The sequence below is a fragment of the Corynebacterium sp. CCUG 69979 genome (genome assembly GCF_024454095.1).
Lineage (GTDB): Bacteria > Actinomycetota > Actinomycetes > Mycobacteriales > Mycobacteriaceae > Corynebacterium > Corynebacterium genitalium.
Genome location: NZ_JAGPZA010000001.1, coordinates 129,967 through 153,701, shown reverse-complemented (window position 1 = coordinate 153,701; position 23,735 = coordinate 129,967). Strand labels below are relative to the sequence as shown.

At 63.2% G+C, this 23,735-nt stretch carries 24 protein-coding genes; 5 read left to right on the top strand and 19 right to left on the bottom strand.

The features are described from left to right. Positions 1-37 precede the first annotated feature (37 nt). The gene (locus KBX18_RS00815) at positions 38-889 is read left to right on the top strand and encodes a dienelactone hydrolase family protein (protein ID WP_005286573.1); all 852 of its coding nucleotides are present in this window, start codon (positions 38-40) and stop codon (positions 887-889) included. A gap of 33 nt (positions 890-922) precedes the next feature. Here the strand turns inward: KBX18_RS00815 and KBX18_RS00810 are convergent, their stop codons facing one another. From KBX18_RS00810 to eccCa, 10 genes are all read right to left on the bottom strand, one after another. Next, complete coding sequence (locus KBX18_RS00810) at positions 923-1,177, bottom strand: hypothetical protein (protein ID WP_005286575.1); 255 nt, start codon at positions 1,175-1,177, stop codon at positions 923-925. Beyond that, positions 1,177-2,787 carry a hypothetical protein gene (locus KBX18_RS00805; RefSeq protein WP_255994438.1) on the bottom strand — a complete coding sequence of 537 codons (1,611 nt, stop codon included), beginning with the start codon at positions 2,785-2,787 and terminating at the stop codon, positions 1,177-1,179. Before KBX18_RS00805 ends, KBX18_RS00810 begins: the two co-directional genes overlap by 1 nt. Further along, positions 2,780-3,100, bottom strand: a complete 321-nt coding sequence (locus KBX18_RS00800) for a hypothetical protein (protein WP_156774777.1) — start codon at positions 3,098-3,100, stop codon at positions 2,780-2,782. The genes KBX18_RS00805 and KBX18_RS00800 overlap by 8 nt, the downstream gene beginning before the upstream one ends. Positions 3,101-3,231: 131 nt before the next feature. Next, positions 3,232-4,575 (bottom strand): phosphoglucosamine mutase, encoded by a 1,344-nt coding sequence (gene glmM, locus KBX18_RS00795; protein WP_255994437.1) that lies wholly within the window; start codon positions 4,573-4,575, stop codon positions 3,232-3,234. Positions 4,576-4,681: 106 nt separating this feature from the next. Continuing rightward, entirely contained in the window at positions 4,682-5,248 is a 567-nt protein-coding gene (gene rpsI / locus KBX18_RS00790) for a 30S ribosomal protein S9 (protein WP_255994436.1), read from the bottom strand. Then, a complete protein-coding gene (gene rplM / locus KBX18_RS00785) occupies positions 5,248-5,691 on the bottom strand; it encodes a 50S ribosomal protein L13 (RefSeq protein ID WP_005286590.1) in 444 nt (147 codons plus the stop codon). The genes rpsI and rplM overlap by 1 nt, the downstream gene beginning before the upstream one ends. A 344-nt stretch (positions 5,692-6,035) precedes the next feature. Further along, positions 6,036-6,323 carry a WXG100 family type VII secretion target gene (locus KBX18_RS00780; protein ID WP_005286593.1) on the bottom strand — a complete coding sequence of 96 codons (288 nt, stop codon included), beginning with the start codon at positions 6,321-6,323 and terminating at the stop codon, positions 6,036-6,038. A gap of 38 nt (positions 6,324-6,361) precedes the next feature. Beyond that, a complete protein-coding gene (locus tag KBX18_RS00775) occupies positions 6,362-6,679 on the bottom strand; it encodes a WXG100 family type VII secretion target (RefSeq protein WP_005286596.1) in 318 nt (105 codons plus the stop codon). 205 nt (positions 6,680-6,884) lie between these two features. Further along, positions 6,885-7,901: a type VII secretion-associated protein gene (locus KBX18_RS00770; RefSeq protein ID WP_005286600.1), complete on the bottom strand. Its 1,017-nt coding sequence runs from the start codon at positions 7,899-7,901 to the stop codon at positions 6,885-6,887. Further along, positions 7,898-11,530 carry a type VII secretion protein EccCa gene (eccCa, locus tag KBX18_RS00765; protein ID WP_255994435.1) on the bottom strand — a complete coding sequence of 1,211 codons (3,633 nt, stop codon included), beginning with the start codon at positions 11,528-11,530 and terminating at the stop codon, positions 7,898-7,900. The genes KBX18_RS00770 and eccCa overlap by 4 nt, the downstream gene beginning before the upstream one ends. Positions 11,531-11,691: 161 nt before the next feature. Here eccCa and eccD point away from each other — a divergent pair, with 161 nt between their 5' ends. From eccD to KBX18_RS00745, 4 genes are all read left to right on the top strand, one after another. Next, on the top strand, positions 11,692-13,014 hold the full coding sequence (gene eccD / locus KBX18_RS00760) for a type VII secretion integral membrane protein EccD (RefSeq protein ID WP_255994434.1): 1,323 nt from the start codon (positions 11,692-11,694) through the stop codon (positions 13,012-13,014). Between the two features lie 47 nt (positions 13,015-13,061). Beyond that, positions 13,062-14,231 carry a S8 family serine peptidase gene (locus KBX18_RS00755; protein WP_255994433.1) on the top strand — a complete coding sequence of 390 codons (1,170 nt, stop codon included), beginning with the start codon at positions 13,062-13,064 and terminating at the stop codon, positions 14,229-14,231. Positions 14,232-14,290: 59 nt separating this feature from the next. After that, positions 14,291-14,800: a hypothetical protein gene (locus KBX18_RS00750; protein WP_255994432.1), complete on the top strand. Its 510-nt coding sequence runs from the start codon at positions 14,291-14,293 to the stop codon at positions 14,798-14,800. Between the two features lie 72 nt (positions 14,801-14,872). Beyond that, positions 14,873-15,106, top strand: a complete 234-nt coding sequence (locus KBX18_RS00745) for a hypothetical protein (protein ID WP_255994431.1) — start codon at positions 14,873-14,875, stop codon at positions 15,104-15,106. Positions 15,107-15,122: 16 nt separating this feature from the next. On the opposite strand, the gene eccB is transcribed toward KBX18_RS00745, so the two are convergent. The 9 genes from eccB to infA form a co-directional block, all read right to left on the bottom strand. Then, on the bottom strand, positions 15,123-16,430 hold the full coding sequence (gene eccB / locus KBX18_RS00740) for a type VII secretion protein EccB (protein ID WP_255994430.1): 1,308 nt from the start codon (positions 16,428-16,430) through the stop codon (positions 15,123-15,125). 40 nt (positions 16,431-16,470) lie between these two features. Continuing rightward, positions 16,471-18,708 carry a DUF6541 family protein gene (locus KBX18_RS00735; protein ID WP_255994429.1) on the bottom strand — a complete coding sequence of 746 codons (2,238 nt, stop codon included), beginning with the start codon at positions 18,706-18,708 and terminating at the stop codon, positions 16,471-16,473. A gap of 36 nt (positions 18,709-18,744) precedes the next feature. Continuing rightward, positions 18,745-19,656 (bottom strand): tRNA pseudouridine(38-40) synthase TruA, encoded by a 912-nt coding sequence (gene truA / locus KBX18_RS00730; protein WP_255994428.1) that lies wholly within the window; start codon positions 19,654-19,656, stop codon positions 18,745-18,747. Between the two features lie 344 nt (positions 19,657-20,000). After that, positions 20,001-20,645 (bottom strand): 50S ribosomal protein L17, encoded by a 645-nt coding sequence (gene rplQ, locus KBX18_RS00725; protein WP_255994427.1) that lies wholly within the window; start codon positions 20,643-20,645, stop codon positions 20,001-20,003. A gap of 52 nt (positions 20,646-20,697) precedes the next feature. Further along, complete coding sequence (locus tag KBX18_RS00720; RefSeq protein WP_255994426.1) at positions 20,698-21,711, bottom strand: DNA-directed RNA polymerase subunit alpha; 1,014 nt, start codon at positions 21,709-21,711, stop codon at positions 20,698-20,700. Positions 21,712-21,756: 45 nt separating this feature from the next. Then, positions 21,757-22,362, bottom strand: coding sequence for a 30S ribosomal protein S4 (gene rpsD, locus KBX18_RS00715; RefSeq protein WP_005286633.1), 606 nt, complete (start codon positions 22,360-22,362; stop codon positions 21,757-21,759). A gap of 29 nt (positions 22,363-22,391) precedes the next feature. After that, complete coding sequence (gene rpsK, locus KBX18_RS00710) at positions 22,392-22,796, bottom strand: 30S ribosomal protein S11 (RefSeq protein WP_040423422.1); 405 nt, start codon at positions 22,794-22,796, stop codon at positions 22,392-22,394. 3 nt (positions 22,797-22,799) lie between these two features. After that, entirely contained in the window at positions 22,800-23,168 is a 369-nt protein-coding gene (gene rpsM / locus KBX18_RS00705) for a 30S ribosomal protein S13 (RefSeq protein ID WP_005286639.1), read from the bottom strand. Positions 23,169-23,348: 180 nt separating this feature from the next. After that, complete coding sequence (gene infA, locus KBX18_RS00700; protein ID WP_040423423.1) at positions 23,349-23,567, bottom strand: translation initiation factor IF-1; 219 nt, start codon at positions 23,565-23,567, stop codon at positions 23,349-23,351. Between the last annotated feature and the right edge of the window lie 168 nt (positions 23,568-23,735).

Here is a 23,735-nt window from a genome sequence, read left to right as displayed (position 1 = left end):
GCTCCCTCCGCCCGGCGTATGCAGTAGTCTTGGGGGCGTGTCTGCGAACTTGAAGAAGCTCAGCGAACTGTCCAAGCGAGGCCCCTACCGCGTCATGGAGGGCGACCTTGGATACACCGGCCTGCCCGGCAAGGTCTACCTGCCTGCCGAAGGCACCGCCATCCCCGGCGTGGCATTCGGCCACGACTGGATGACGAGCGCCGCCAATTACGAGAAGACGCTGCGCCACCTGGCTAGCTGGGGCATCGCCGTCGCCGTGCCGGACACGGAGCGCGGTTTCAACCCGAACCACGCCGGTTACGCCGCCGACCTGGAGACCTGCCTGCAGATCCTGGGTGGGGTGCGCATGGGCAACGGCAACGTCACCATTTCCCCGGGCAAGCTCGGTGTGGCCGGCCACGGCATGGGCGGCGGCTGCGCCGTCCTCGCCAGCGTGGACAACGACAAGGTCAAGGCAGTTGCACCTGTCTACCCGGCATCCGTCGCCCCTTCCGCCGTTGAGGCGTCCCGCACCATGTTCAAGCCGGGCATGATCATCGGCCCCGATGAGGACTCGGACGCGATCTTCGATCCGGGCAACCCCGCCAAGCTGGCCTACAACTGGGCTGGCCCCGTCGCCTACCGCACGGTGAAGAAGGGCAACCAGCAAGCACTCACCGAGGACAACTTCCGCAAGATGCTGCTGGGCGTGGGCAAGTCCAAGACCAGCGTCCAAGAGACCATCCGCGGCCTGTTAACCGGGTTCTTCCTGCACCAGCTCGCTGACGAGAAGAAGTACGCAGACTTCTCCGAGATGGATGCCGCCGGCAAGGGTGTGGAATCTATCGTGGGCAAGGACCTCGCCGATCACGCCGGCTTCGCACGCTCGGACACGAAGAGCATCTTCTAACTCCAGCGTGCGGGTTCGCCCTGCCGCCTGGCGTTAGCCCTGCTCGGATCCGGCCCCTGTCGGCCCTTCCCTCCGCAGCACACCCTGCACTTTGCCGTGGCGGACACCACGGTAACCTCCGCGCGGAGTGGTGGTAGGCGGCTTCTGAATATTCATTTCCTTGGCGAGAGCCTGCTGCCGTGCAGTCTGCTCCATTTGCTGTTGAGTCTGCTGCAGCACCAGTTCGAACTCCGCCATGCGGCGCGCGGTGCGCTGGTTGAACTGGTCGACAAAATCCTTGAAGTCCATCACCACGTCCTCGTCTTCCTCGTGCGCTCGTTTGTGTCAGTGCCAGAACCGGTGTCAGTGCCGCTGGAGTCGGTGTGCGGCGCTGCAGGTTCGGCTGGCTTGTGTGGCTCCTCTGGGGCAACGTCGGTTGCGTCGCTCGTTTGGCCCAGCTCGCCCGCACCGGCGGGTGCCACTGACTGTTTCGGCGGTGGCGGAGGCTCCTTGACCTCAGCAAGCTCGGGTGGCGGGGCCAGCTTCTCCTCCGGTTGTTCAGTTGCTGGTTGTTCAGTTGCTGGGTTCTCCGGTGCGGGTTTTTCCGGTGCCTGGTGGTCCGGTGCCGGTTTCTCAGGCAGGGTGTCCGATTCCGTCTCGGGCGCCTCCGGCGGGCATTCGCAGTCTGCCGCCGGCGGGAGTTCCGTTTCGGAGAGACAGTCCATCACCATGTTCTTGAACTCCTCCACCCCAGCAATGAACTGGCCGATTGCGGCTTGGCCCACCGGCCCCACCGGAGGGACCGCGGGAAGAGAGGGCGGTGTGGGAAGCACGGGAGGTGCCGTTGGAGCCGCAGGAGCGGGTGGGACTCCTCCGAGATCACCACCCAGGCCGACGTTGATATTCACGTTGAGGTTCGCTCCGCCAGCACTCGCGGTGAACCCTGCGGGCTCCGTCGCCACGCTCGCCGGAATAGTCGGCATGGTCACAGACTCGGCGCTTGGGGGCGCGGCCTGAACCGACGGGGCAGGTGCAGCAACCGGAGCAGGTCCCGGGGCGGGCTCTGGGGCAGGTGCTGCCTGGGGTCCAGCCGGTTTCACGGGCGCTTCCGTCGCTCCAGTCGGGGGCTGCTCCTTCAGCGGTGGTCCATCAACCGGCGGTTCCTTCTGCTCCGGCTGTTCGGTTTGTTTTGGCGTGTCCGGTTCGCCCTCTGGGCTAGTAGGTGCGCCGCCGTTAGGCGGGTAGTACTCCTTCGCGGACGGGGATGGGAGCTGGCCAACTTCGTCGTAGAGGGACTCCAGGTGTTCGTAGCATTGGCGCATGCTCTCATTGCGGTCGTCGATGGTTTTCTCGACGTACATCAGCGCTTTGACGACGGGCAAGAGCGCGGCAGCCTCGTTCTGCGGCGACGATACAGCGCGCGCCAAGGGGAGGAACTTGAGCAACGTATCCAGGATCGCCAGCACGCCGTCTTCCGCGTTGGAATCGATCTCATCGACGGCATTGACACACTCTCCTGTTTCGGTACGCAGATCCTCAAGGCAGCGATCTAGTTCGCGCTGGCCCTCATCGAGGTCATCCTCATGGCCGGTGATCCCAATATCCCGCAGCCAGTCGCCTGCGGAATTGATCGCGCCGAACGCCAATGGCGCCAGCTCGACGAGAAGGCCCACAATGCCCCAGCCGCCCGAGCGGCCGCCAGGGAGTGACTTGCCGCCTGGTTGGTCCCCTTTGGGGTTGACCCGCGCGGCTTCGGTGGGCAGGGCGCTGGTGTCTTTCCCGTTGGTATAGTCCAACTTCGCCGAGATGTCACTCACCTTGGCGTTGATCTGGTTCAAGTCTCCGGAGGAGACACCATTTATTGCGGCTACTTCCCGCGTGACAGCGTTGAGGCGGTCTTTGACCTGCGCGTTACCCACGGGTGAACCTCCTCAGCACAGCCTCCATCGGTGCGGCGTTGCCCTCATCCGTGGACTCGACATCGTCGGTGAGCGCGAGAATCGACTCGTAATGGCGTATCCGCTCCTGCAAACGCGCGAGAGTGTTCTCATGGACCGCGGTCATGGCCGCCCCCAAGCGTTCCGCGTCGCTAGTGAACCCCTCCCCCAAACAGGCCGGATCCACGCTCGGCCGCTGCTGGCGGAGCAGCTCCACCGCTTCGGTATACCGGGATATCGCGCCCCGTAGCGCTTCCCGCATCTCACCCGTGTCTAGCTCTAAAGGTGCATTCACGTTCAATCCCCCCGCGTAAATGAAGCCGCGCATGCGGCAGTCGAATTCCTCACACAGAGTTAGACTGCCGCGGACCCCCCTTTGGTTCCCTGCTGCCCCAATTACTTTAAGGCATTTTCAGCGCACTCGCGCTAGACAGAGGCGACAGTGGCGGCGAGCTTGCCAGCTACCTTGCGCGCATGCTCCTCCTCCGCTGCTTCCACCATGACGCGGAAGAGCTCTTCGGTACCAGAGGGGCGCAGCAGCACACGGCCACTCGAGCCAAGCTCGGCCTCTGCGGCGGCGGTGGCTTCCTTGACTTCGGGGTTGTCCAGGATGAGCGACTTGTCGGACACGGGCACGTTGATGAGCACCTGCGGCAGCACCGTCATCACGCTGGCCAGCTCTTTCAGTGTCGCGCCGGTTTCGGCCATGCGCTCCATGATCATCAGGCCGCTCAACGTTCCATCGCCCGTCGTCGCGCGGGACGGCAGCACGATGTGGCCGGACTGCTCGCCGCCGAGTGAGTAATCGCCGCGCGCGAGTTCCTCGAGCACGTATCGGTCGCCCACTTTCGTCTCCCGCACAGCGATGCCCTCGCGCTCCATGGCGATTTTCAGACCGAGGTTGCTCATCACGGTGGTTACGAGCGTGTTTTTGCGTAACGACGACTTCTCTTTCAGCCCCAGAGCCAAAATCGCCATAATTTGGTCGCCATCGACGACATTGCCCTCGGCATCGACAGCCAGGCAGCGGTCGGCATCGCCGTCGTGAGCCAGGCCTAAGTCGGCACCGTGCTCGACAACAGCCTTCTGCACCTGGGAAATGTGGGTGGATCCGCAGTTGTCGTTGATGTTGAAGGCGTTGGGCTTGTTGAAGATCGGGATGACCTTCGCCCCTGCTTCGTTATAGGCCTCCGGAGCTAGGCGGGAGGCGGCCCCGTTCGCGCAGTCCACGACAACCTTCAGGCCGTTGAGGCGAGTGGTCACCGAGGCGTTGAGGTGGTCCAAGTAGCGGTCGTGGGCTTCCGGGGACTCCTCGATGATGCGGCCGATGCCGGTGCCGGTCGGTCCGCCTTCATCGATGTGGGCCATCTCCTCCTCGATGTCGTTCTCCACGTCGTCAGGAAGCTTCTTGCCGCCGGCGGAGAAGAACTTGATGCCGTTGTCCGGCATGGGGTTGTGGGACGCGGAGATCATCACGCCGATATCCGCGCCGTAATCGTCGGTGAGAAACGCCAAGCCCGGCGTCGGTATGACTCCGACGCGGAGCACGTCCACACCTTTCGATGCCATACCGGCTGCCATTGCCGCCGCCAGCATCTCCCCCGACACGCGCGGGTCGCGGCCGATGATGGCGGTCGCACGACGCTGGTCGGAACGCTTCGTCTGCGTCAACACCGTGGCCGCTGCCTGGCCCAGCTTCAGCGCCAAAGGCGCGGTCAGAGCTTCATTGGCCAAGCCACGGACACCGTCAGTTCCAAACAGTCGAGTCATGAGACACCATTATGCCTTAGGGGATTTTCAGGTTGGTAATGCGTCGATAAGCCAAAAGCGCCCCCACCCGCAAAGGGTGACGGCGCTTGTGAAGCAGTAACCGCGATTAACGCTTGGAGTACTGCGGGGCACGGCGGGCCTTGTGCAGACCAGCCTTCTTGCGCTCGACGGCACGTGCGTCGCGGGTGAGGTAGCCAGCCTTCTTCAAGGTCGGGCGCTCAGCCGGGTTGTACACGTTCAGGGCGCGGGCGATGGCCAGGCGCAGAGCACCAGCCTGGCCGGTCGGGCCACCACCGTTGATGTTGGCCTTGATGTCGAACTGGCCTTCGCGCTCCAGCAGCGTCAGCGGGGACAGGATGTCCTGCTGGTGCAGCTTGTTCGGGAAGTAGTCCTCGAACTCGCGGCCGTTGACCGTGATCTTGCCCTCGCCTTCGACGACGGTGACACGGGCGATGGCGCGCTTGCGGCGGCCGACGGTCTGGATCGGGCCCTCGTGGAAGGACGCGACCTCGACGGTCTCCTCAGCGCCAGCGGTCTCATCCTCGACTGCCACGGCGTCGCCGATGGTGTAGTTGAACTCTTCGGTCGCTGCGGTTGCGGCGTCAATGTCGGTGACGTCAGCCTCGTAAGCTGCGTCAGCGATGTTCTCAGGGGTGTTGTTCGGCTCGGTCATTACTGCGCCACCTGCTTAAGCTCGAAGTTCTCGGGCTTCTGCGCCTCGTGCGGGTGCTCGGCACCGACGTAGACGTGAAGCTTCTTAATGGACTCACGGGAGAGGCGGTTGTGCGGCATCATGCCCTTGACAGCCTCTTCGATGACGCGGTCCGCGCGCTCATCGAGAGCACGGCCCAGGGTCATGGACTTCAGGCCACCCGGGTAACCGGAGTGGCGGTAGCGCATCTCACGATCGCGCTTGTTGGACGAAATGTGGACCTTGTCGGCGTTGATCACGATGACGTGGTCGCCGGTGTCGACGTTCGGTGCGAACTGCGGCTTGTGCTTACCGCGCAGTAGGTCTGCCACGGTAGAAGCAAGCTTGCCCAGCACCACGTCGGTAGCGTCGATGACGTACCACTGACGGGTAATGTCACCGCTCTTCGGGTGGTAAGTAGACATACATGGACTCCTTGAAGTCTGTATCTAGAGGCTGCCGGCCATGTGCGCCCGCTCCCCCCTCACATTCCGGCGGCCGGTGGAGACCCGGATGTGAGGTGACCAGCTACCGCAGAGCGAGCGCCGGTCGGAGACAACACACAGACCGTTAACCCTAGAGCACCACCTGCCGAAACACCAAAACGCCGCCGCAGAAGTTTCCCTGCGGCGGCGCGGCAAAACCTGATCCCCCTCTGTCCGCGCCACGCGTCGGTGCCCAACGTCGCGTCCGCCCACGCCAACCGAATAGGAACGGTCAGTGCAGCTTTAAGACGCTTGCAAAAAGGGAACGGCAGTGTGTGGCGTACTTAGGCCCAGCTGTTAGCGGCGGCGGTGTTGACCGCCTTCATCCGGGAGTTGCCGTTTTCGACGGTGTTGCCGATGACGGTGAGGATCTCGTTCAGCTCCTCTGCCGCGGCATCCCATTTCGCCTGGTGGATCTGGTACGCCTCAGCTGCTTCACCGTCCCAGCTGTCCACCATGGGGCGCAACCGCGCCTTCAGGTCCTCGAGCTGGCCGTCGATCGTGAGTGCCGACTGCAGAATGTCCTGGGATGTATTTGAGATCGAGGCGAATTGGTACTTGATGACAGTCATGGTGTTCTCCTTTAACTCTCTGAATTCTCTTCGTGGGCTTACAGGGCCAGGCCTGAGGACGGCGCGATCGACGAGAAGCTATCCGCGTTAGTGGCCTCGACGTCTTCGTAGTTGCCCGCGTTATCGCGGATGTTCATTGCGATGGCGGTCAGTGCCTCCCCGAGACGGCGCTCGGCATCGTCGTAACGCATCATCAGCTCGTTGAAACTGACCTGTGCGGTGCCGCCCCAGTGGCTGCGCGCCCCCTCTGCGAGAGTCTGCAGACGGTTGAGTTCACCGTTGATTTCTTCATTGGTCGTTTCGACTTCCTTGGCGGCGGCGCGCATCACGTCGGCTTCTGTTTGCATGTTGCTCATGTTTTCCCCCGATATCGGTGTGTGACTTAACGGACAAAGGCCGGTCCGGGCACGTGGCGCGTAGTCGGTGAAGCACCTTTGCGAGCCGTTCGTGACCTTTCCACCCTTATTGGACTGCCGCAGGCCCCTGTTTGGTTCCCTCGGCGGTGAAAATTCTTGGAGTTTTTCTCCGTGCGGGCCGGTACCTGCCCCTTTGGTGAGACGGTTAAGGAGGGCTGTACCGGGCCGAGTCGTTAGCCATGGTGCATGTGGCCTGCTGGACTGACGTGGGAGCTTTCCGGGTGTGGCAACCAATGGAGATTTGGTGGTCTGCATCGACCCAGGCGCGCCAGTGGGCTTGGGAGCCGTCTGGAAGCAAGTGCCTGTAGGTGATGCTGTGCTCATCACGCTCGATGAGGCGTAACTCGGGGTCGCCGAGAATCTCCTGCTCAATCTGGGCGATCACGGCTTCTCCTGCCACTCCGTAGAGCGGATCAACGGCAAGCTGCAAGCGGAAATCCGGATCAGGGCCGGTCGCGCGCCACATATCTTCATCGGGCTCGAGGGTGAAGCCGACCGGCACCTCCACGCTCAGACCGTCCTGGGTGAGAGTGACGAACTCGGGCTGCGGGGCTGGCTGCGTAGAAGGCGCGGATGAATCAAGCGAAGGAGCCGACGTCACCTCACTCGTCGTCGCGCCAATGGAGGCGCCAGATCCGGCCGCGTGCTCTAACGCATCGGAACCAGACCGCGCAACGGCCCACACAGCGGCAGCGCAGAGTGCGCCGATGACGACCACCGCCACAATGAGGAGGGGGCGTGCGGGTAGGAAGGTGTCGCGTGAGCCGTCGTAAAGCGTCGGGCGACGCAGCGTGATTTCCTCCCATTCGTTTGTGGACGGATTTGTTTCAGTTTCGGAGTCCGTACTCGAATCCGCCGTTTCGGCAGCGCCCGCTTTCGCATTGGGGCGCAGGGCATGCTTTCCGCGCGGTTTCGTGGTCTCGCTGGTGAGCACGACGTCGTATCCGCTCATCAGAACAACGAGGTCGTCGATGGTTTCTTCATCCCCGACAATGTGCACGTGGGCACCGGCAGGATCACTACCCAAACATTTGCAGATCGCGGCGGCGATCTCGCTGGTGCTCGGACTGTCGTGGCGATGCACGTTGGCAGCACCTTCGAAAACGACGCTGTCGGGGCGGATAGTCACCGTGAGCTGCGGTGTGGTCAACCGTGTGGTCATGCTGCGTCACCTACTGCGATCTGGATTGGGCCGGCGTTGTCGTTGTCGCGCACGAGGATCCCGCGCCCCGGCGCAAGCGGCATCGGTCGAACACCGAAAAGCTGTCCTTCTTCCCGGTTCCCGGAGAGCAGAACAGCGTCAGGAAGCTGATCTTTCAACGTGGACAAGAACGGAGAGAACAAAGCGCGGGCGCTGCCGCCGAACTTGCGGGCGGCAATGATGTGCAGCCCAATGTCGTGGGCATGAGGAAGGAGCGCGACGAGCGGACGCAGGTGCTCGTCGGGAACAAGTTCTAGGTCGTCGATCACAAGGTAGATATCTGGACCAGTCCACCAACTGCGAGCGGCGAGTTGCTCGGCCGTGACATCTGGCCCCGGCAGACGTGACGACATCGTGGCCACGGTGTCGGTCACCGCTGTAGCGGCCGCGTCAGAAGAGCCCGCATACGCTGCGACCATGGGGTGGTCCGCGTGGCGCAGGTGGACACGCCGTGGATCGATGACCACCATGCGCGCCTGTTCCCGCGGGAGCTCAGCGATCTGTGTGATCACAGTGTTCACCAGCGTCGATTTGCCAGAGCCCGCCGCGCCGATAGCGACGAGATGCTGGCCATCCAGGTGCACAGGTTCCAGTGCACGTCCACCAATGCCCAACAGCGGCGTGTCGCTTATCGACGTCTGAGTCTGGCGCGCCTGCCCCACCGTCACCCTCTCCGGCAGAACCCTCAAGGCAGGTACACGCGGCTGGTGCGCAGTCGTGGCTGCAATGTGTGCGACATCTTCCTTTGCGGTTGCCGCCACCAGCATGCTCATCCCGCCGGGAGTGAGTCCGCGGCCGGGCAATGCGGGAAGTTTCTCCTGCTTTTTGCGGTCGACTACAGAATCCATCGACTCAGTGAGTTTGAGCTCCACTCGAGTGCCGATGATGTCGCGCACGTTGGGACGGATCGCGCCCCAGCGCTGGGTGGTGGCCACCAGGTGCACCCCAGCCGCCGGCCCCTCAGCCGCAATGGTCGCCAGCGGTTCCCGCAGATCCTCCAGTTTCGAATCGGTCGCCAACAATGAATGCCACCCATCGACCGCCAACACCGTGTGCTGCGGTCGCGGTGCGCCACGTGGGTTTTCAATGATGCCCAAGACTTCATCGACGACGCGGCGGACCCGCTCCTCGTCGCTGCGTTCTGCCACGCCGGCAACGTGGGGCAGACTTTCAAGGTCCGCGAAGTCGCCGCTACCGGCATCGACGATGTAGAAGCCGATCTGCTCAGTCGAGTGGGTGGAAGCCAAAGAGGTGATCAGCGTGCGCACGGCCATCGACTTGCCCGTTTGCGGCCCACCGGCGATCGCCACATGGCCGCCGGAGACGTTCAAGTCGAGGATGAGGGGGTCTTGGCGCTGGTGGTAGGGGTCGTCGATAAGCCCTATGCCCGCGGTGAGCATTCCCGCTCGCGTGACGACGGCAGGGATCCCTACCCGGCGCGGCAGTGGTGGCAGCCACACACGGTGAGCGCTGTGCCCGCGCAACTGAGCAGTCTCGCCGGCGGCCTCAACAACAGCCGCCAGCACGGTTGTCGACGTGTCCAGCGTACCTGCGACGACCGGGGTCACCTCGGGCGGATCCCAGCCGTCGAAAATGCGTACTGCTGGGATGCTCGCTGCGGTATGGGAACCGTGCGCCGCAACGTCTTTTCGCATGAGTGGACCGGAGACATACGCCGCTTTGAAACGCGTGACCTCACTGGATGCGGCCTTGAGGTAGCCCGAGCCAGGGTCAGCCGGCAACTCGTAAGCATCGGGGATGCCCAGTACCTGGCGCGACTCGGTGGCTGAGAACGTGCGCAGACCGATGCGGTAGGACAGGTGCGAATCCAGGCCGCGCAGTTTGCCCTCCTCAAGCCGTTGTGAGGCTAACAGCAAATGCACACCCAACGAGCGCCCTAACCGTCCGACAGCGACGAAGAGATCCGCGAAGTCCGGGTGTTGGCCGAGGAGCTCGGAGAACTCGTCGACCACGATGAGCAACGCCGGCAGCGGATCCATGTCTGGACGCGTGCTCATGCGTGCCGCAGTGTAGTCGGTGACGTTGGCGAAATTACCCGATGCGCGCAGCAGTTCTTGGCGGCGGTTGAGCTCGCCGGAGATCGCATCGAACATGCGCTCCACCAGGACCGCCTCGTCTTCCAGGTTGGTGATCACCGCGGATGTGTGGGGTAGCCCTTCACATCCGAGGAACGTGGCGCCGCCTTTGAAATCAACGAGGACAAAGTTGAGCTCCTCGGGCGAATGTGTCGCTGCCAGCGCTGCAACGAGTGTTCTGAGTAGTTCAGACTTACCGCTTCCTGTCGCGCCAATGCACAATCCATGCGGGCCCATTCCGCCGTGCGCTGACTCCTTCAGGTCTAGATAGACGGGCGCTCCGCCCGATCCCAGACCTTCCGTACCGATCGGTACCGTCAACCGTTGCCGGGTCCCCTCCCGCCCAGGCCACATCGCCGGCCCAGACAGCTGGTCTACGTCTTCGAACCCCAACAGCTCTAACAGGTCCCCGCTATTGGCAGTACCTGTTTGGCCCTCAGGACGGCGGTAGAAGGCGAGATTCCGGCAGATGTATTCTGCGGCACCGTCACTGAACTCGTCAGGCTCCCCAAGCGGCTCCGTGCCAGCTGCCGTGACCGCGCTAATACGCTCCCCGCACACCAAGTGCAGCGCATCCTCGTGAACGAAGGCATCCTCATCCTCCGTGACCACGACAACGCAGTCGTGCTCGGTGCACACTAGTGCGTCCGGGGAGCCAGCATCCACGAACGCGATCGAGAACGCCGCGGACTCGGGATCGCGGGTGTGCGGCAACCACTTGGAGAACTCGAGCCCCTCTGCAGCGACCTCAATACCGAGCAGCTCCGGGCCGTGGAAGAACACCACCTGCGCCAACATGGACCGCGCCACTGTGCGCGCTTTCGGCCCTGCAAGTGTGATGAGCGGAAACGCTTCCAACTGGATGATGATCGGAACCCGCGGCACCGCGCTCACGGCAGCCACAGTGCGGCGCAGACTCACAGCGCATACAGGGTCAAGATCTTCAGGTGAACCGGGGTCAGGCACGTCGATAGGCGTGCACAAAGCGGACATTCCTGTTCCCACACGCACTTCCAGCGCACGAGAATCGTCGTCCACTCTCTCCCAGACCCGCTCTGTGGGCACCGCGCTGACCAATGCCTGCGGATGCGGGTGGAAGAACTCAACATGGGCACGCTGCTTGTCGCCATTTCCGCGGGCGTGCTCCGCCAGCGCGTCAAGGTGGCGCAAGTACACACGGCGGGATTCGTCAATATCCCCGGCCCGCTCCGGAGGGTTGAGCATTGTGAGCATGCCCATGACCATCATGAGCGGAAAGACCATCATCATGGGGCTAACACCCCGGCCTGACAAGGCCATGATCGCCACCATTGCTCCGATGGCTGCGACCATGACCACCGGCATGATGATTTTCATCATTGGTTCCGGCGGACGCCGCACCGCCTGCGGGACGGGCTCCGCGACGAGGTTCCCACCAGGCAGCGGCGGTGCATCGTCAGCGCTGTGGCCAGCATTGACCGGTGTTTGGACAGGATTGTTGTCCAATCCGAGCATGAATGTCCCCCCCTCGAACCATCCCTGCTGGTTCCCCCAACCGCAGGTGTTGAGCGTTAGTGTAGCGCGCCGTTGCCGATTACGTGTAGCGTGAACGCCAGCACAGCTCATCACGTGTGCAGGCGGGGGCCTGCACTGTGCAACCCGGGGGGAAGAAAACTGTGGTCGCCGCATCGACTCACCATGTCGTCCGCGTCACCGTGCGTGTCAGTGCCGTGACGTACCACCGCTCCATTGACGTGACATTGCCAACCGCGTCGACGTTCGCCGAGGTCCTGCCGGAGCTTGCCCGGCTCGTCGAGCTTCCGGAAATCGGACGACCGTGGGAGTTCACCACTGCCGGAGGTGCTCCCCTGGATCCGCACACTCCCCTGCACCACATGCGCGTGCGGGACGGTCAGGTGCTTGCACTGCGCCCGGAGGAGGAGGTCGATCCCCCGGTCGTGCGCGACGCTGCGGAATCGCTCGCGGCGGTGTCGGCTGACGGGGGCCCGCGCGCCGGGATCGATACGGCGTCATCGCTCGCGGGTATCGTTGCCGTCGGTTTTCTTGTTGCTGCCCTGACCAACCCGGTTATCGGTGTCGGGGCAGCAGCCGTCGTCGCACTCGCGATCGGTGTCATCTCCCGTTCCCGCGCGGTGTTCCCCGCCGGCGCTGTGCTTGCGGGTATCGCATGCGGCACCTGGGCCGGGGGCGAGGAAGCGATTGCGTGGCCGCTCAACAGCAGCGCAGCACTTGGTGTGGTCGCTGCATCGGCGACGGTGGCAGTCCTGGTCGGCGGTGGGGCGGTGCTGGGCTTCGCCGGCACGCGATGCGGTACTGCGGTACTCACGGTGAGTGCACTTAGCGCAGGTGGCGCATTAGGATCGTGGTTACCGTCCCCGCACGCTCCCGCAGCGACGGTCGTGCTGGTGGGGTTGACCGCCGTCATGCTCACACCTGCTGTGGCGACCCGCGGCGCCGGTCTACGCATTCCCCGCGTGCCCACTGCTGGGCAGGAGTTCTCCATCGCGGACGACTACCAGGATGACGTTGACCTGCGCACGCAAAAAGCCCGCGGTATTACAGACGGTCTGGGCATCGGCACCGCCGTGTGCATGATCCCGGCGCTGATCACCATCGCTATCGCGGGCGGAGCCTGGATCTTTGCGTTCTGTCTCTGTGTCGCTGGAGCGCTCATCGTGCACGCGTCACGCCACCACTCCACCGCGCCGAGGTTGAGCCTCGCACTTTCTGCCATGACGGCCGTTACCTGTGCTGTTATCGCCGTCGCACAGATGGATAGCCCGCATCCAGCGCTACTCGTGCTCGCCGGAGTCCTCGCGGTGGCTGCGGCAAGCGCGACGATCTGGGCCCGTTTCGTCCCCGATCTGGAACCCACCACACTCGTGTGGCTCGAGCGCGCCGAGGCTGCCGCGATCATTGCCGTGTTGCCGCTGGCTGTCTACCTCACCGGTTTCTTCACGCTGATCAGGGGCCTGTAGTGCGCTTTCGCTTATCGACGTCCACGTGCATCCCGGCCCTAACCCTCATGCTTTTCTCAACCCAGCCCGTTCTTGTTGCCACCCCACCTGCCCACGCCCAAGATGTCGCCTGCGCAGTCCCGGTTCCCGCGGACCCACCCGCCGCTGCGGCCGATCTCGACCAGGTGCGTACTATCGCCACCGGCGCGGGAGTGAAAGTGGCTGTCATCGACACCGGGGTTGCCCAGCACCCCGAGCTCAACCAGCTCATCCCCGGCAACGACTACGTCACCCCAGATGATCCACGGCCATTCGACGACTGCGACGCGCACGGCACCGTCGTCGCCGGCATCATCGCGGGCACGACAACGGGCATCGCCCCTGATGCGGAGATCATCGCGATCCGCCAATCCTCCGCGCACTTCCGCACAACTACGGCCCCAGTACCGGATGGCTCGCCGGAAGCAGAGGACATCCCCGGTGCGGGGAATTTGGACACCCTTGCGCGCGCCATCCACAACGCGATCGACTTGGGCGCCGACGTGATCAATATGTCGGTCGTCTCTTGCGTGGAACCGCAGCTCGCCGCACGGGTGGACACCCAGGACCTGCGTCTTGCACTCGGGCGCGCCGAGTTGGACGGTGTTGCCGTTGTCGCCGCCGCGGGCAATACGAACCACGAGTGCCCGCCGGGCTCCACGGTGTACCCGGCGCACTTCCCCACCGTCATCACTGTCGGGTCGAGAGCGGACAGCCACACCATGGCCGAATACTCCCTGCCGGTACCCGACGAGCACATAGCTGTTTCCGCACCGGGCCGCCCACAAGCTGCTTTGTCGGCCGACGGAAACGGTTTCACCGGTGGAGTTGCGGGCGATCGCGGGGACGCTCAACCATACGAGGGCACCAGTTTTGCTGCTCCGGTGGTCAGTGCAACAGTCGCGTTGCTGCGGCAGCGTTACCCCGATGCCACCCCGGCGCAGATTCGCGCGATGGTGGATGGGGCCGCGGAGCCGAGCGGCGGGGCCGTCGATACGCTCACTACGCTAACGCATCTCCCGCCCGAATCTCACCGCTCTGGTCGCGATGACGATACGGACCCAGTGACAGTTACTCCCGTAGAGAAAACCGTGGCCACAGCACCCCGCAAGACCGGTGTTGTACTCACAATTCTTGGCTTGTTTGCGCTGCTCAGCACCGCTGTAGGTTCTTTGTTGGTCCCGCGCAGGAACATTTGACGTAGCGTGCGCATTAAACGCATGAAAACACCACTCAACACACCAGGAAGGACGCAATCATGACCAACCCCAACAACCCGCAGGACCCGAACACCATCGACGAGAACGTAGAGACTTTTGACGCTGCCGTTCTGGACACCGACAACGACGGCACCATCGACACCGCACTGGTGGATCTGGACGGCGACGGCACCATCGACACCGTAGTGCTCGACTCGGACGGCGACGGCTACGCCAACACCGTGCTTGTCGACGTTGACGGTGACGGCGAATTCGACGAGATGTTCATCGACTCTGAGAACACCGACGGCGTTCTGGAAACGAAGATCAGCGCCGACGATGACTACGTCGAGGGCTTGGGCAACGTCGAGGACTATACCGAAAAGGCTGAGGGGGCAGACGAGGAGTCTGAGGACCCCTTCGATTTCCAGGGCACCACCACGGAGATCGGGACGGACGAGGAGACTTACGACACATCGCCGACCGAGGACACCATGAACGAGGACACCTTCGCCGATGACATGGGTGACTCCGATGGCCCGAGCCTGCACCTCGAGGCTGGCTTCTAGTACTTCAGCATCCCCGACTCTTCACGGCCCTTCCCTGGCAGGGCCGTTCGCTTTCCTGGCACACTGGCAGTCATGACTTCCCAGATGCCCCACGATTCGGGCAACTCGCGTTCTACCGGCACCACCGGGCAGCAGGACATCATCATTGGCGTGATTGTCTTTCTGCTCGGGTTCCTCGCCGTTGCCACTGCGTGGGGCACGATTTCCTACATGACAGCACTCGCCAGCTGGATCGCGGGGATTGTTTTGGTTGTGCGCGGAATCCGCAAGAACCAAACGGGTAGCAAATTTCAGTCAGACCGCTAGGCCAGCCGGCGCCCGTTCAGTATGTCGCGGTCAGTGCAGCTTCGCGCGTGAGATCCGGCCCCGCGGGCAACAGACCAATGATTGCCCACGGGGCCTTTTCCATATGCGCCACCCCGATCATCTCCAGAACTGCCTGCTGGTCAACACCGTGACGCTGCCCTGCACCCGACACAACGTGGTAACTAAATCCGGTATCGACCCCGACAGCCCCGTCCGACAACCCGATGAAGTGGGTAGCCGGGCCTGCCCCTGACAGTTCGACCGCTCCCCTTGTGAGTGCATCGGCTGGGCGCCGACCGGCTTGACCGTTCTCTGCCGCGCAGACGGCGGTCTCTACAGCACCGGAGGTGGCAGCTGGGTCACCCCATTCCGGTTTCTCGTCCGGGATCGACAACGTCAGCGGTGGATCGGCGTCGGGATAGGCCGCGATCGCAGCCGTATCAGTTCGTTCGGTGTGCGCGCCTGCCGCCACGAGCACATCCCGTTGCAGCGGGGTGATCTGTTGCACGCCGCCGTGGCCGGTGAGTATCCACGCCTCCGCACCCGTTTCCAGCACGCGCGGCAACGGGTGTGGCAAGCCGATCAGCGGCAATTCACGCAATGCGCCGAGAACACCGCTGTGCATTTCCCGGCGCGGCGTGGCCGCATCGATGCCGAGCTCGCGCCGGATCAGCCGTCCCGCCGGGTCTGTGGCAGGCGGGAGTTTCGCGCGGCCAGCCTGCGTCACCAGCCAGTCGTCGCCGTCGTGGGCGACAAGAATCGCCTCACGCTGTGCAAGCAATTCAGGAGCGGGGCCGGCGTGGATGGTGAGGGTGGGGGTACGGGAGGCGTCGATAAGCGAACATGCACTCCACGCGATGTCGTTGCTCCCCTCGGGCGCGAACATCGCGGGAGCTGTGGTCAGACCCAGCGGCACCCCGCGCGGATAATCCGTTAAACGTTCGTCCCCGACACGCTGCGGCTCGTCCGGGCTACCCGCGATCAAGCGTGCCGACGTCAAGTTCGTCACCGGATGCACCACCTCGCCTACCCGGACGTAGAGCGAGCCGTCGGCCGCGCGCATGATCGCCGCCGACCCCGGATCAGGATTCGGTTTGAGCCAGGCGAACAGCCCGCATCCGCCGGCGATGAGCACGACCGCAATGAGGCCGAAGATTGCGGAACGTCGGCGCGACGCCAGTGGATCATGGATCATCCGGATGTCACCGTAGATGAGCCCGTGCTCCACCCGTCGGCGCATGAAGCGGTGCCCCGAGACCTGTGAGCGCGTTGTTGGCAGCAGCCGCTGCGCTGTGTTCGTTTTCTCGTCGTGTGTGCGGGACACGTGACCCCCCGATCAATTCCCCCAAATACTCCCTCGGAGTTTAGAGCGCCCACCCCGGGGCTTCAAGCATACGGGCGGCAGGACCGCGCCCCTCGGGGGCCGGGGTGCCGGATTCTGCAGAGCCGGACTCTGACGTATCGGCCCCTGGGGCGACAGGCTGGAGGGATGGAAGCTCCGTGGATCCGCCGTTGTCCACCGCGTCTTGTTGGAGCTCGCGCAGCTCTTCGGCGCTGAACTTCTCGTTCACAGCGAAGATGGTCACACGGTTGAGCTGGTAGACGGGCGTGACACCCGGCGAGGTCCACAGGGCAGTGTCCACCTGCCAGTTGCTCGGTTCGCCCCAGAAGGTGTTTCCGGTGGAGATGATGAACCGCACGTCTAGGTGGGCGGCGGCCGCATCGACAACATTGCCCTCATCCGGCTTGCCGCGCTGACCCGCGCCGAGCAGGGCGGCATGGTCACTCAGGATGCTCGAGTTGGTGCCCAAACCACCCGAGGGCCACAGGTAGTGGCGGCTCACGGTGGGCACGCCCTCGATGGAGTAGATCCAGGAGTACCCTTCCGTGGATTCACCCATGACCAAGCCCTCTTGCGCCTCCGGGCGGGATGCGAGCCATTCGAATGCTTCCAACTGGTCTTCATCGATCATCCGGTCATCCACACGGGAGGCCTCGTAGGATTCCTTGGCACCCTCAGCGGCGGCTGTGGCAGCCCACACTCCCGTGCCCCAGCCGGTGAAGCCTGCGAGGACAGCCGAAGCAATAGCGGTCCCCCACTGCCACGGGCGCTTCGGCCTACGCACCGCGACCGGCGCCAAGCACAGCACCCGGATGATCACTGCTGCTCCCACGGCAGCCCCAGCAAAGAGTGTCAGGGCGACGATTGTGGCGACGCGGTGGGCCGAGTTGTAGTGGGCCGAGCCGAGGAACGCCAGCAATGGCTCGAAAAGATTGTCCACCGGTCGCATCGCGTTGGCTGTCGTGGACACCATGAGCCCGTAGAAGATCGGCGCCCATACCTGCCCGCGCCACAGCAGCATGACAATGGCACCGAAGCCGGCGAGCCAGAACAGCATCGTCGGGTCAAATGTGGGGAAGAACTCGTCGGTGTGGCGGGCCTGCATGTAAAACGCCCTGTGCCATGCCTCTGTGGAGGTCACGGCCTCCCGGTTGTCCCAGGCTTGAACCTCCTCCGCCTGAGTCCGGCCGGCGAGCAACTGCGGCAGGAACGACAGCGTGCCACCCAGCGCAGGAATGGCCAGCCACAGCACGTCGCTGACACGGGTGCGGTCGGGGCGCCACACCAGGTACGTCGCCCAGTACAGGAGAACTGCGAGGACCACGACGGTCACGGCAGCGGGATGGACTTGGAGGACGCCGAGGAAGGCAAAGAGCGTCGCAAAGCTCAGGGCCCTGTAGCGCGGAACCTGCATGAACAGCGCGACCACCATCCCGGACAAGCCGATGGACACGATGTAGGGGCGCATGCCCACGTAATCGCTGATCCACACCACAGACGGCGACGCGTAAATGGCGATTGGAGCCAGCCCAGCGGCGATTTGCGCGACCATGCCTTGACCGCGAGCGATCGCCCACGCCAGACCCGCCGCACCGCCAGCGACCGCGAGACTCGTCGCGACAATGGAAGCGAGATTCATCGCCGGCACTGGCTCCCACCCGCCAGCATGGGCGAACAGTGCCGTCGCCGCGTGGAAGCCTGACGGGTAGAACAAGTCCACGTGTGTCTCCGGGCTTTGCAGCTCACCCATGCGCGTGGGCGAGGCAACGCCCTCCTCCATGATGAAGCGCACCGCGTTGGCGTGCCACTGCGTGTCCCAGCCCTGCACGATGTTTTCCATCTTGTGCGGAACGTTGTCCTGCAGCTCCAGCATCTTCGCGATGAGCATCCACGCGCCCGCCGTCACACCGGCAGCTGGGAGCACCCACGACGGATCCAGGATGCTTCTCCGCCGCCAATCTCCGGGCCACAAAGCACGCAGCCACGTTTCGGCGCCGTCACGCTTGGCTTTCCGCGCGAACATGAAACGCCACACGCCGGCGAGCACCAGCACGAGCACAAGGAAGAAGATGAACGACGGCCACCCGAAACGGATCCCCAGCGCGCCCAGCAGCCAGCTACCGAACCCGATCAGCCCGAAGGTTGCCGGCAAACTCGCCGCAGCCGCCGCTGGCAGCTTCGCTCCCGCAACCCAGGCCACGATGAGTCCAGGCAGAGTGAACACCGCAATGACGAGCCAAACAGCTCCGACTACATCCATGCGGCCCTACTTTCTTCCCTGTTCCATCAGAGCAGTCTATTCCACATCCTTCGCTTTACGACGATCCCTAGTCACCAACACCCTCTCCCCCAGATGAGCGGCCTCTGGGTAGTCCACGCGAATGAGGGTAAGCCCGTTCGCCGGCGCTAGTTTGACCAATGGATCCCTCTCATGTGCGGCGAGCAACGTCTTTGCCCACGAGACATCACGAGCACCTGAGCCGACGTCCAAACACGTAGCGACGAGGGCCCGAACCATGTGCCAGCAAAACGCATCAGCGGTGATCGTGGCTTCGTAGAGCTCCGGTTCCTCCGGCGTGGAGACATCCGCCCACGTGAAAGAGTGAATGTCGCGGATCGTGGTGGCGTGAGGCCGGGGCTTGCAGAACGCCGCATAGTCATTCAGCCCGACCAAGGCCGTTGCCGTCTCCTGCACGGCGTGAAGGTCAATCTTCTTGGTCCACGCCGCGGTGTCCGTGCGCCTGAGCGGGTTCGGACCAGCAGTATTGGTGGTCACCCGGTAGCGGTAGGTACGGGTCAACGCGGAAAAGCGGGCGTCAAACGCTTCCGGGGCCTCAGTGACTGCGGTGACCCGAAGGTCCGGCTGGAGCAGCCGGGCGAGGCGGCGGGTGAGCTTCTCCGGCTCCCCGACGATCGACCGCTGGTCGAGCGCGTGTTTGGGCACATCCGCGTGCGCGACCTGGCCTATAGCATGCACCCCGGCATCCGTGCGCCCCGCAACGGTGAGCTCCACGGGATGACGCAAGATGAGGCTGAGCGCATCTTCCAGTTCCCCCTGCACCGTCCGTACTGGGGTCTCCTCCCCCGGGGCAGCCGCCTGGCGGGCCCAGCCGTGGAACCGAGTGCCGTCATACGCGATGTCGAGGCGGAGGCGGACAATGCCCGCTTGCTCTTCATCTAAACCAGGGTTGGATGCTTGGTGTTTCATCGGGGCTTACCGTACCAATCTGCGGTCTAACCCCGATATGACAACACCGCCCGAAAGCGAACCTTCGGGCGGTGCGATGTATATGCGAGGAGCTCGTCCTGCGCTCGGGTTTCATACTACATCTTGGGGGATGCAATCTATCTGCTAGAAGCTCTTCTGGAACGGCGATTTCGAACTTACCTCAATGCGGCGCAGCGGTTGGGGGGCGCGGGGGTTCCAGAACTACGGCTTGGGACTAGAAGAGCGCTACTCAAATAAACCTTAAAAAAGAAAACCGCCCGTCGAGAAGGCATCTCCTCAACAGGCGGTTTTCACGAACGGGCCTATAGCCCTACATGACGGGCTTACTTGTCGCCCTCAGCCTCAGCTTCTTCCTCGACGACCTCGGTCGCGTCAGCCTGAGTCTCAACCTCGTTAATGTTCACAACAGTCTCTTCGCTCTCCGGAGCGACGACAGTGGTCGTGTTCTCAGACTCAGCTGCGGCGGTAGCGTCAGCCTCGGTAGCCTCGTTGACCTCGGTCACCTCAGCCTCAGCCGGTGCGGCTGCATCCTGGCCAGCGGCTGCTTCCTGGGCAGCCTTCTCGCGGGACGCTGCTGCGCGGGTAGCGCGGGTCGCCTCAGCAGAGACAGTCTCCTCGAGAACGAGGGAGATCTGGGACATTGGGGCGTTGTCGCCCTTGCGGTTCTCCAGCTTGATGGTGCGGGTGTAACCACCGGGGCGGTTCTCGAACCTCGGAGCAAGCTCGTTGAACAGGTACGTAACGACGTCCTTGTTCGGGATCTCGGCAGCCACGGCGCGACGGTCGTTGACCGTGCCGGACTTTGCCTTGGTGATCAGCTTCTCCGCGTACGGGCGCAGAACCTTCGCCTTGGCGTCGGTGGTGGTGATGGCGCCGTGCTCGAACAGCTGGCTAGCCAGGTTGGCCAGAATGTGCTTCTGGTGCCCAGCCGAGCCGCCGAGACGCGGGCCCTTCTTCGGGGTAGGCATTGTTGTACTCCTCGTGGATTAAAAAGTGTGTGCGCGTGCGGCGCTCAGTTCTTTACTCAGCGTCGTCCAAGCCGCCGTCAACGTAATCGCCGGTTTCCGCGTCGTAGCCCTCAATCTGGGTCGGATCGAAGTCTTCCGGAGCATCCTTGAGCGTCAGGCCCAGGGAAGCCAGCTTGATCTTGACCTCGTTGATGGACTTCTGGCCGAAGTTACGGATATCCAGCAGGTCGGACTCGGTGCATTCAGCGAGCTCACCGACAGTGTGGATCTCCTGGCGCTTCAGGCAGTTGTAGGAGCGGACGGAGAAGTTCAGGTCTTCGATCGGCATGTTGTATGCAGCGATGTACTCGGTCTCCTGCGGAGACGGGCCGATCTCGATGCCCTCGGCGGCAGTGTTCAGCTCGCGTGCGAGACCGAACAACTCGACCAGGGTGGAGCCAGCGGACGCCAGGGCGTCGCGGGCGCTCATGGAGTTCTTGGTCTCCACGTCGATGATCAGCTTGTCAAAGTCAGTGCGCTGCTCAACACGGGTTGCCTCAACCTTGTAGGACACCTTCAGCACAGGCGAGTAGATCTGGTCGACCGGGATACGGCCGATCTCGCCGCCGGAGTTGGTCATCGCCGGGACGTAACCGCGGCCACGCTCGACAACGAGCTCCATGTCCAGGCGTGCGCTCTCGTTCAGAGAAGCGATGTGCAGGTCCGGGTTGTGCACGGTGACGTCGGCAGGCAGATCAATATCTGCGGCGGTGACGTCGGCCGGGCCCTGTGCGGACAGGTACATGACCACCGGTTCATCGGAATCGGAGGACAGCACCAGGTTCTTGATGTTGAGGATGATCTCAGAGACGTTCTCTTTGACGCCGTTGATCGTGGTGAACTCGTGGAGCACACCCTCGATCTTGATGGACGTCACTGCAGCGCCCGGGATGGACGACAGCAGCGTACGGCGCAGAGAGTTACCGAGGGTGTAGCCGAAACCGGGCTCGAGCGGTTCGATGACGAACTTCGAACGGTTGGTGTCGATGTATTCCTCGGTGAGTTGAGGACGCTGTGAGATGAGCATGAACTTCTCCTTTTTCGGCGACCGCTATATGACGCCGGTAGGGGGTTACTTCGAGTAAAGCTCGACGATGAGCTGCTCTTGCAGCGGAACGTCAATCTGAGCGCGCTCGGGCAGCTGGTGCACGAGGATGCGCAGGGTCTCCGGAACGACCTGCAGCCAGGCCGGGACAACGGAGTCGACCAGGTTGTCCTGGGCGTCTTCGAACCAGAGCATGTTACGGGACTTTTCGCGGACGTCGATGATGTCGTACTGGGTCACCTGGTAGGACGGCACATTGGTCTTCACACCGTTGACGGTGAAGTGGCCGTGGGAAACCAGCTGACGTGCCTGGCGGCGGGTGCGCGCCAGACCAGCACGGTACACAACGTTGTCCAGACGGGATTCCAGGAGCACCAGCAGGTTGTCGCCGGTCTTGCCCGGGAGGCGGTTAGCCTCCTCGTAGTAGCGGCGGAATTGCTTCTCCATGACACCGTAGGTGAAGCGTGCCTTCTGCTTCTCCTGCAGCTGGAGCAGGTACTCGGACTCCTTGATGCGGGCGCGGCCAGCCTGCCCCGGAGGGTAGGGGCGACGCTCGAAGGACATGTCGCCGCCGACGAGGTCGACGCGGAGGCGACGGGACTTACGGGTAGCAGGGCCGGTGTAACGAGCCATGTGTAGTTACCTCTTTTCCTTTCAGCCTGTTAAACGCGACGACGCTTCGGCGGACGGCAGCCGTTGAACGGCTGCGGCGTCACGTCGGAGATCGAGGACACCTCCAGGCCGGCGGCCTGGATGGAACGGATTGCGGTCTCGCGGCCGGAGCCCGGGCCCTTGACGAAAACGTCGACCTTCTTCATGCCGTGGTCCATTGCCTTGCGGGCCGCGGACTCTGCGGCCATCTGTGCGGCGAACGGCGTGGACTTACGGGAGCCCTTGAAACCGACGTGGCCGGAGGAGGCCCAGGAGATGACAGCACCGTTCGGGTCCGTGATGGACACGATGGTGTTGTTGAAGGTGGACTTGATGTACGCGTGGCCTGCGGCCACATTCTTCTTGGCTACGCGGCGACCAGAGCGACGCGTAGTGGAACGAGTCTTCGGAGGCATGTATTACTTCTTCTTTCCTGCGATGGTCTTCTTCGGTCCCTTGCGGGTACGCGCGTTGGTCTTGGTGCGCTGGCCACGGACGGGAAGTCCACGGCGGTGGCGCAGGCCCTGGTAGGAGCCAATCTCAATCTTGCGGCGGATGTCAGCCTGAACTTCGCGGCGGAGGTCACCCTCAACCTTCCACGAGTTCTCAATGACATCACGAAGAGCTGCGACCTGATCGTCGGTCAGGTTGTCGGTGCGCAGGTCGGGAGAAATGCCGGTCTTTTCGAGCAGTTCCTTGGAACGGGCAGGCCCGATTCCGTAAATGTAGGTCAGTGCGACCTCCATGCGCTTGTTGCGCGGAAGGTCCACACCAGCGAGACGTGCCATGTTGGACGTGCCTTTCAGGTTGTTTCGGTGGTTTTCTCCCTATTCGTCCACGTCAGTCGACGCTTGGGTCCGGTCCGGCCGGACACTTGGGTCGTGGTTCACGCGGCTCCAGCCACCGCAGCCGGAGGTGAGAAAACATGCCCACCTTGGGGCATGCCGTGAATAAGGAGGCTTCTCGTTTTACTTGTAGCGGTAGGTGATGCGCCCGCGTTCCAGGTCGTAGGGAGACAGCTCCACAACGACACGGTCCTCGGGGAGGATGCGGATGTAGTGCTGGCGCATCTTGCCGCTGATGTGGGCGAGAACTTCGTGCCCGTTGTCCAGTTCGACACGGAACATTGCGTTCTTCAAGGGCTCGATAATGCGGCCCTCGACCTCGATTGCGCCTTCTTTAGCCATACACTCCGCTTTCCTGGTGACAGTGAAAATATGCTGGTCACCTGACGTTTCGACCATTACTACATAGTGCGGTGGCAATCATGCCCCACACCATCGCACAACTTTAGCCTTCTACCTGCATAAAAGCAAAATCCCCAACCGTATGGTTGGGGAGCAAGCTCGTGGGTG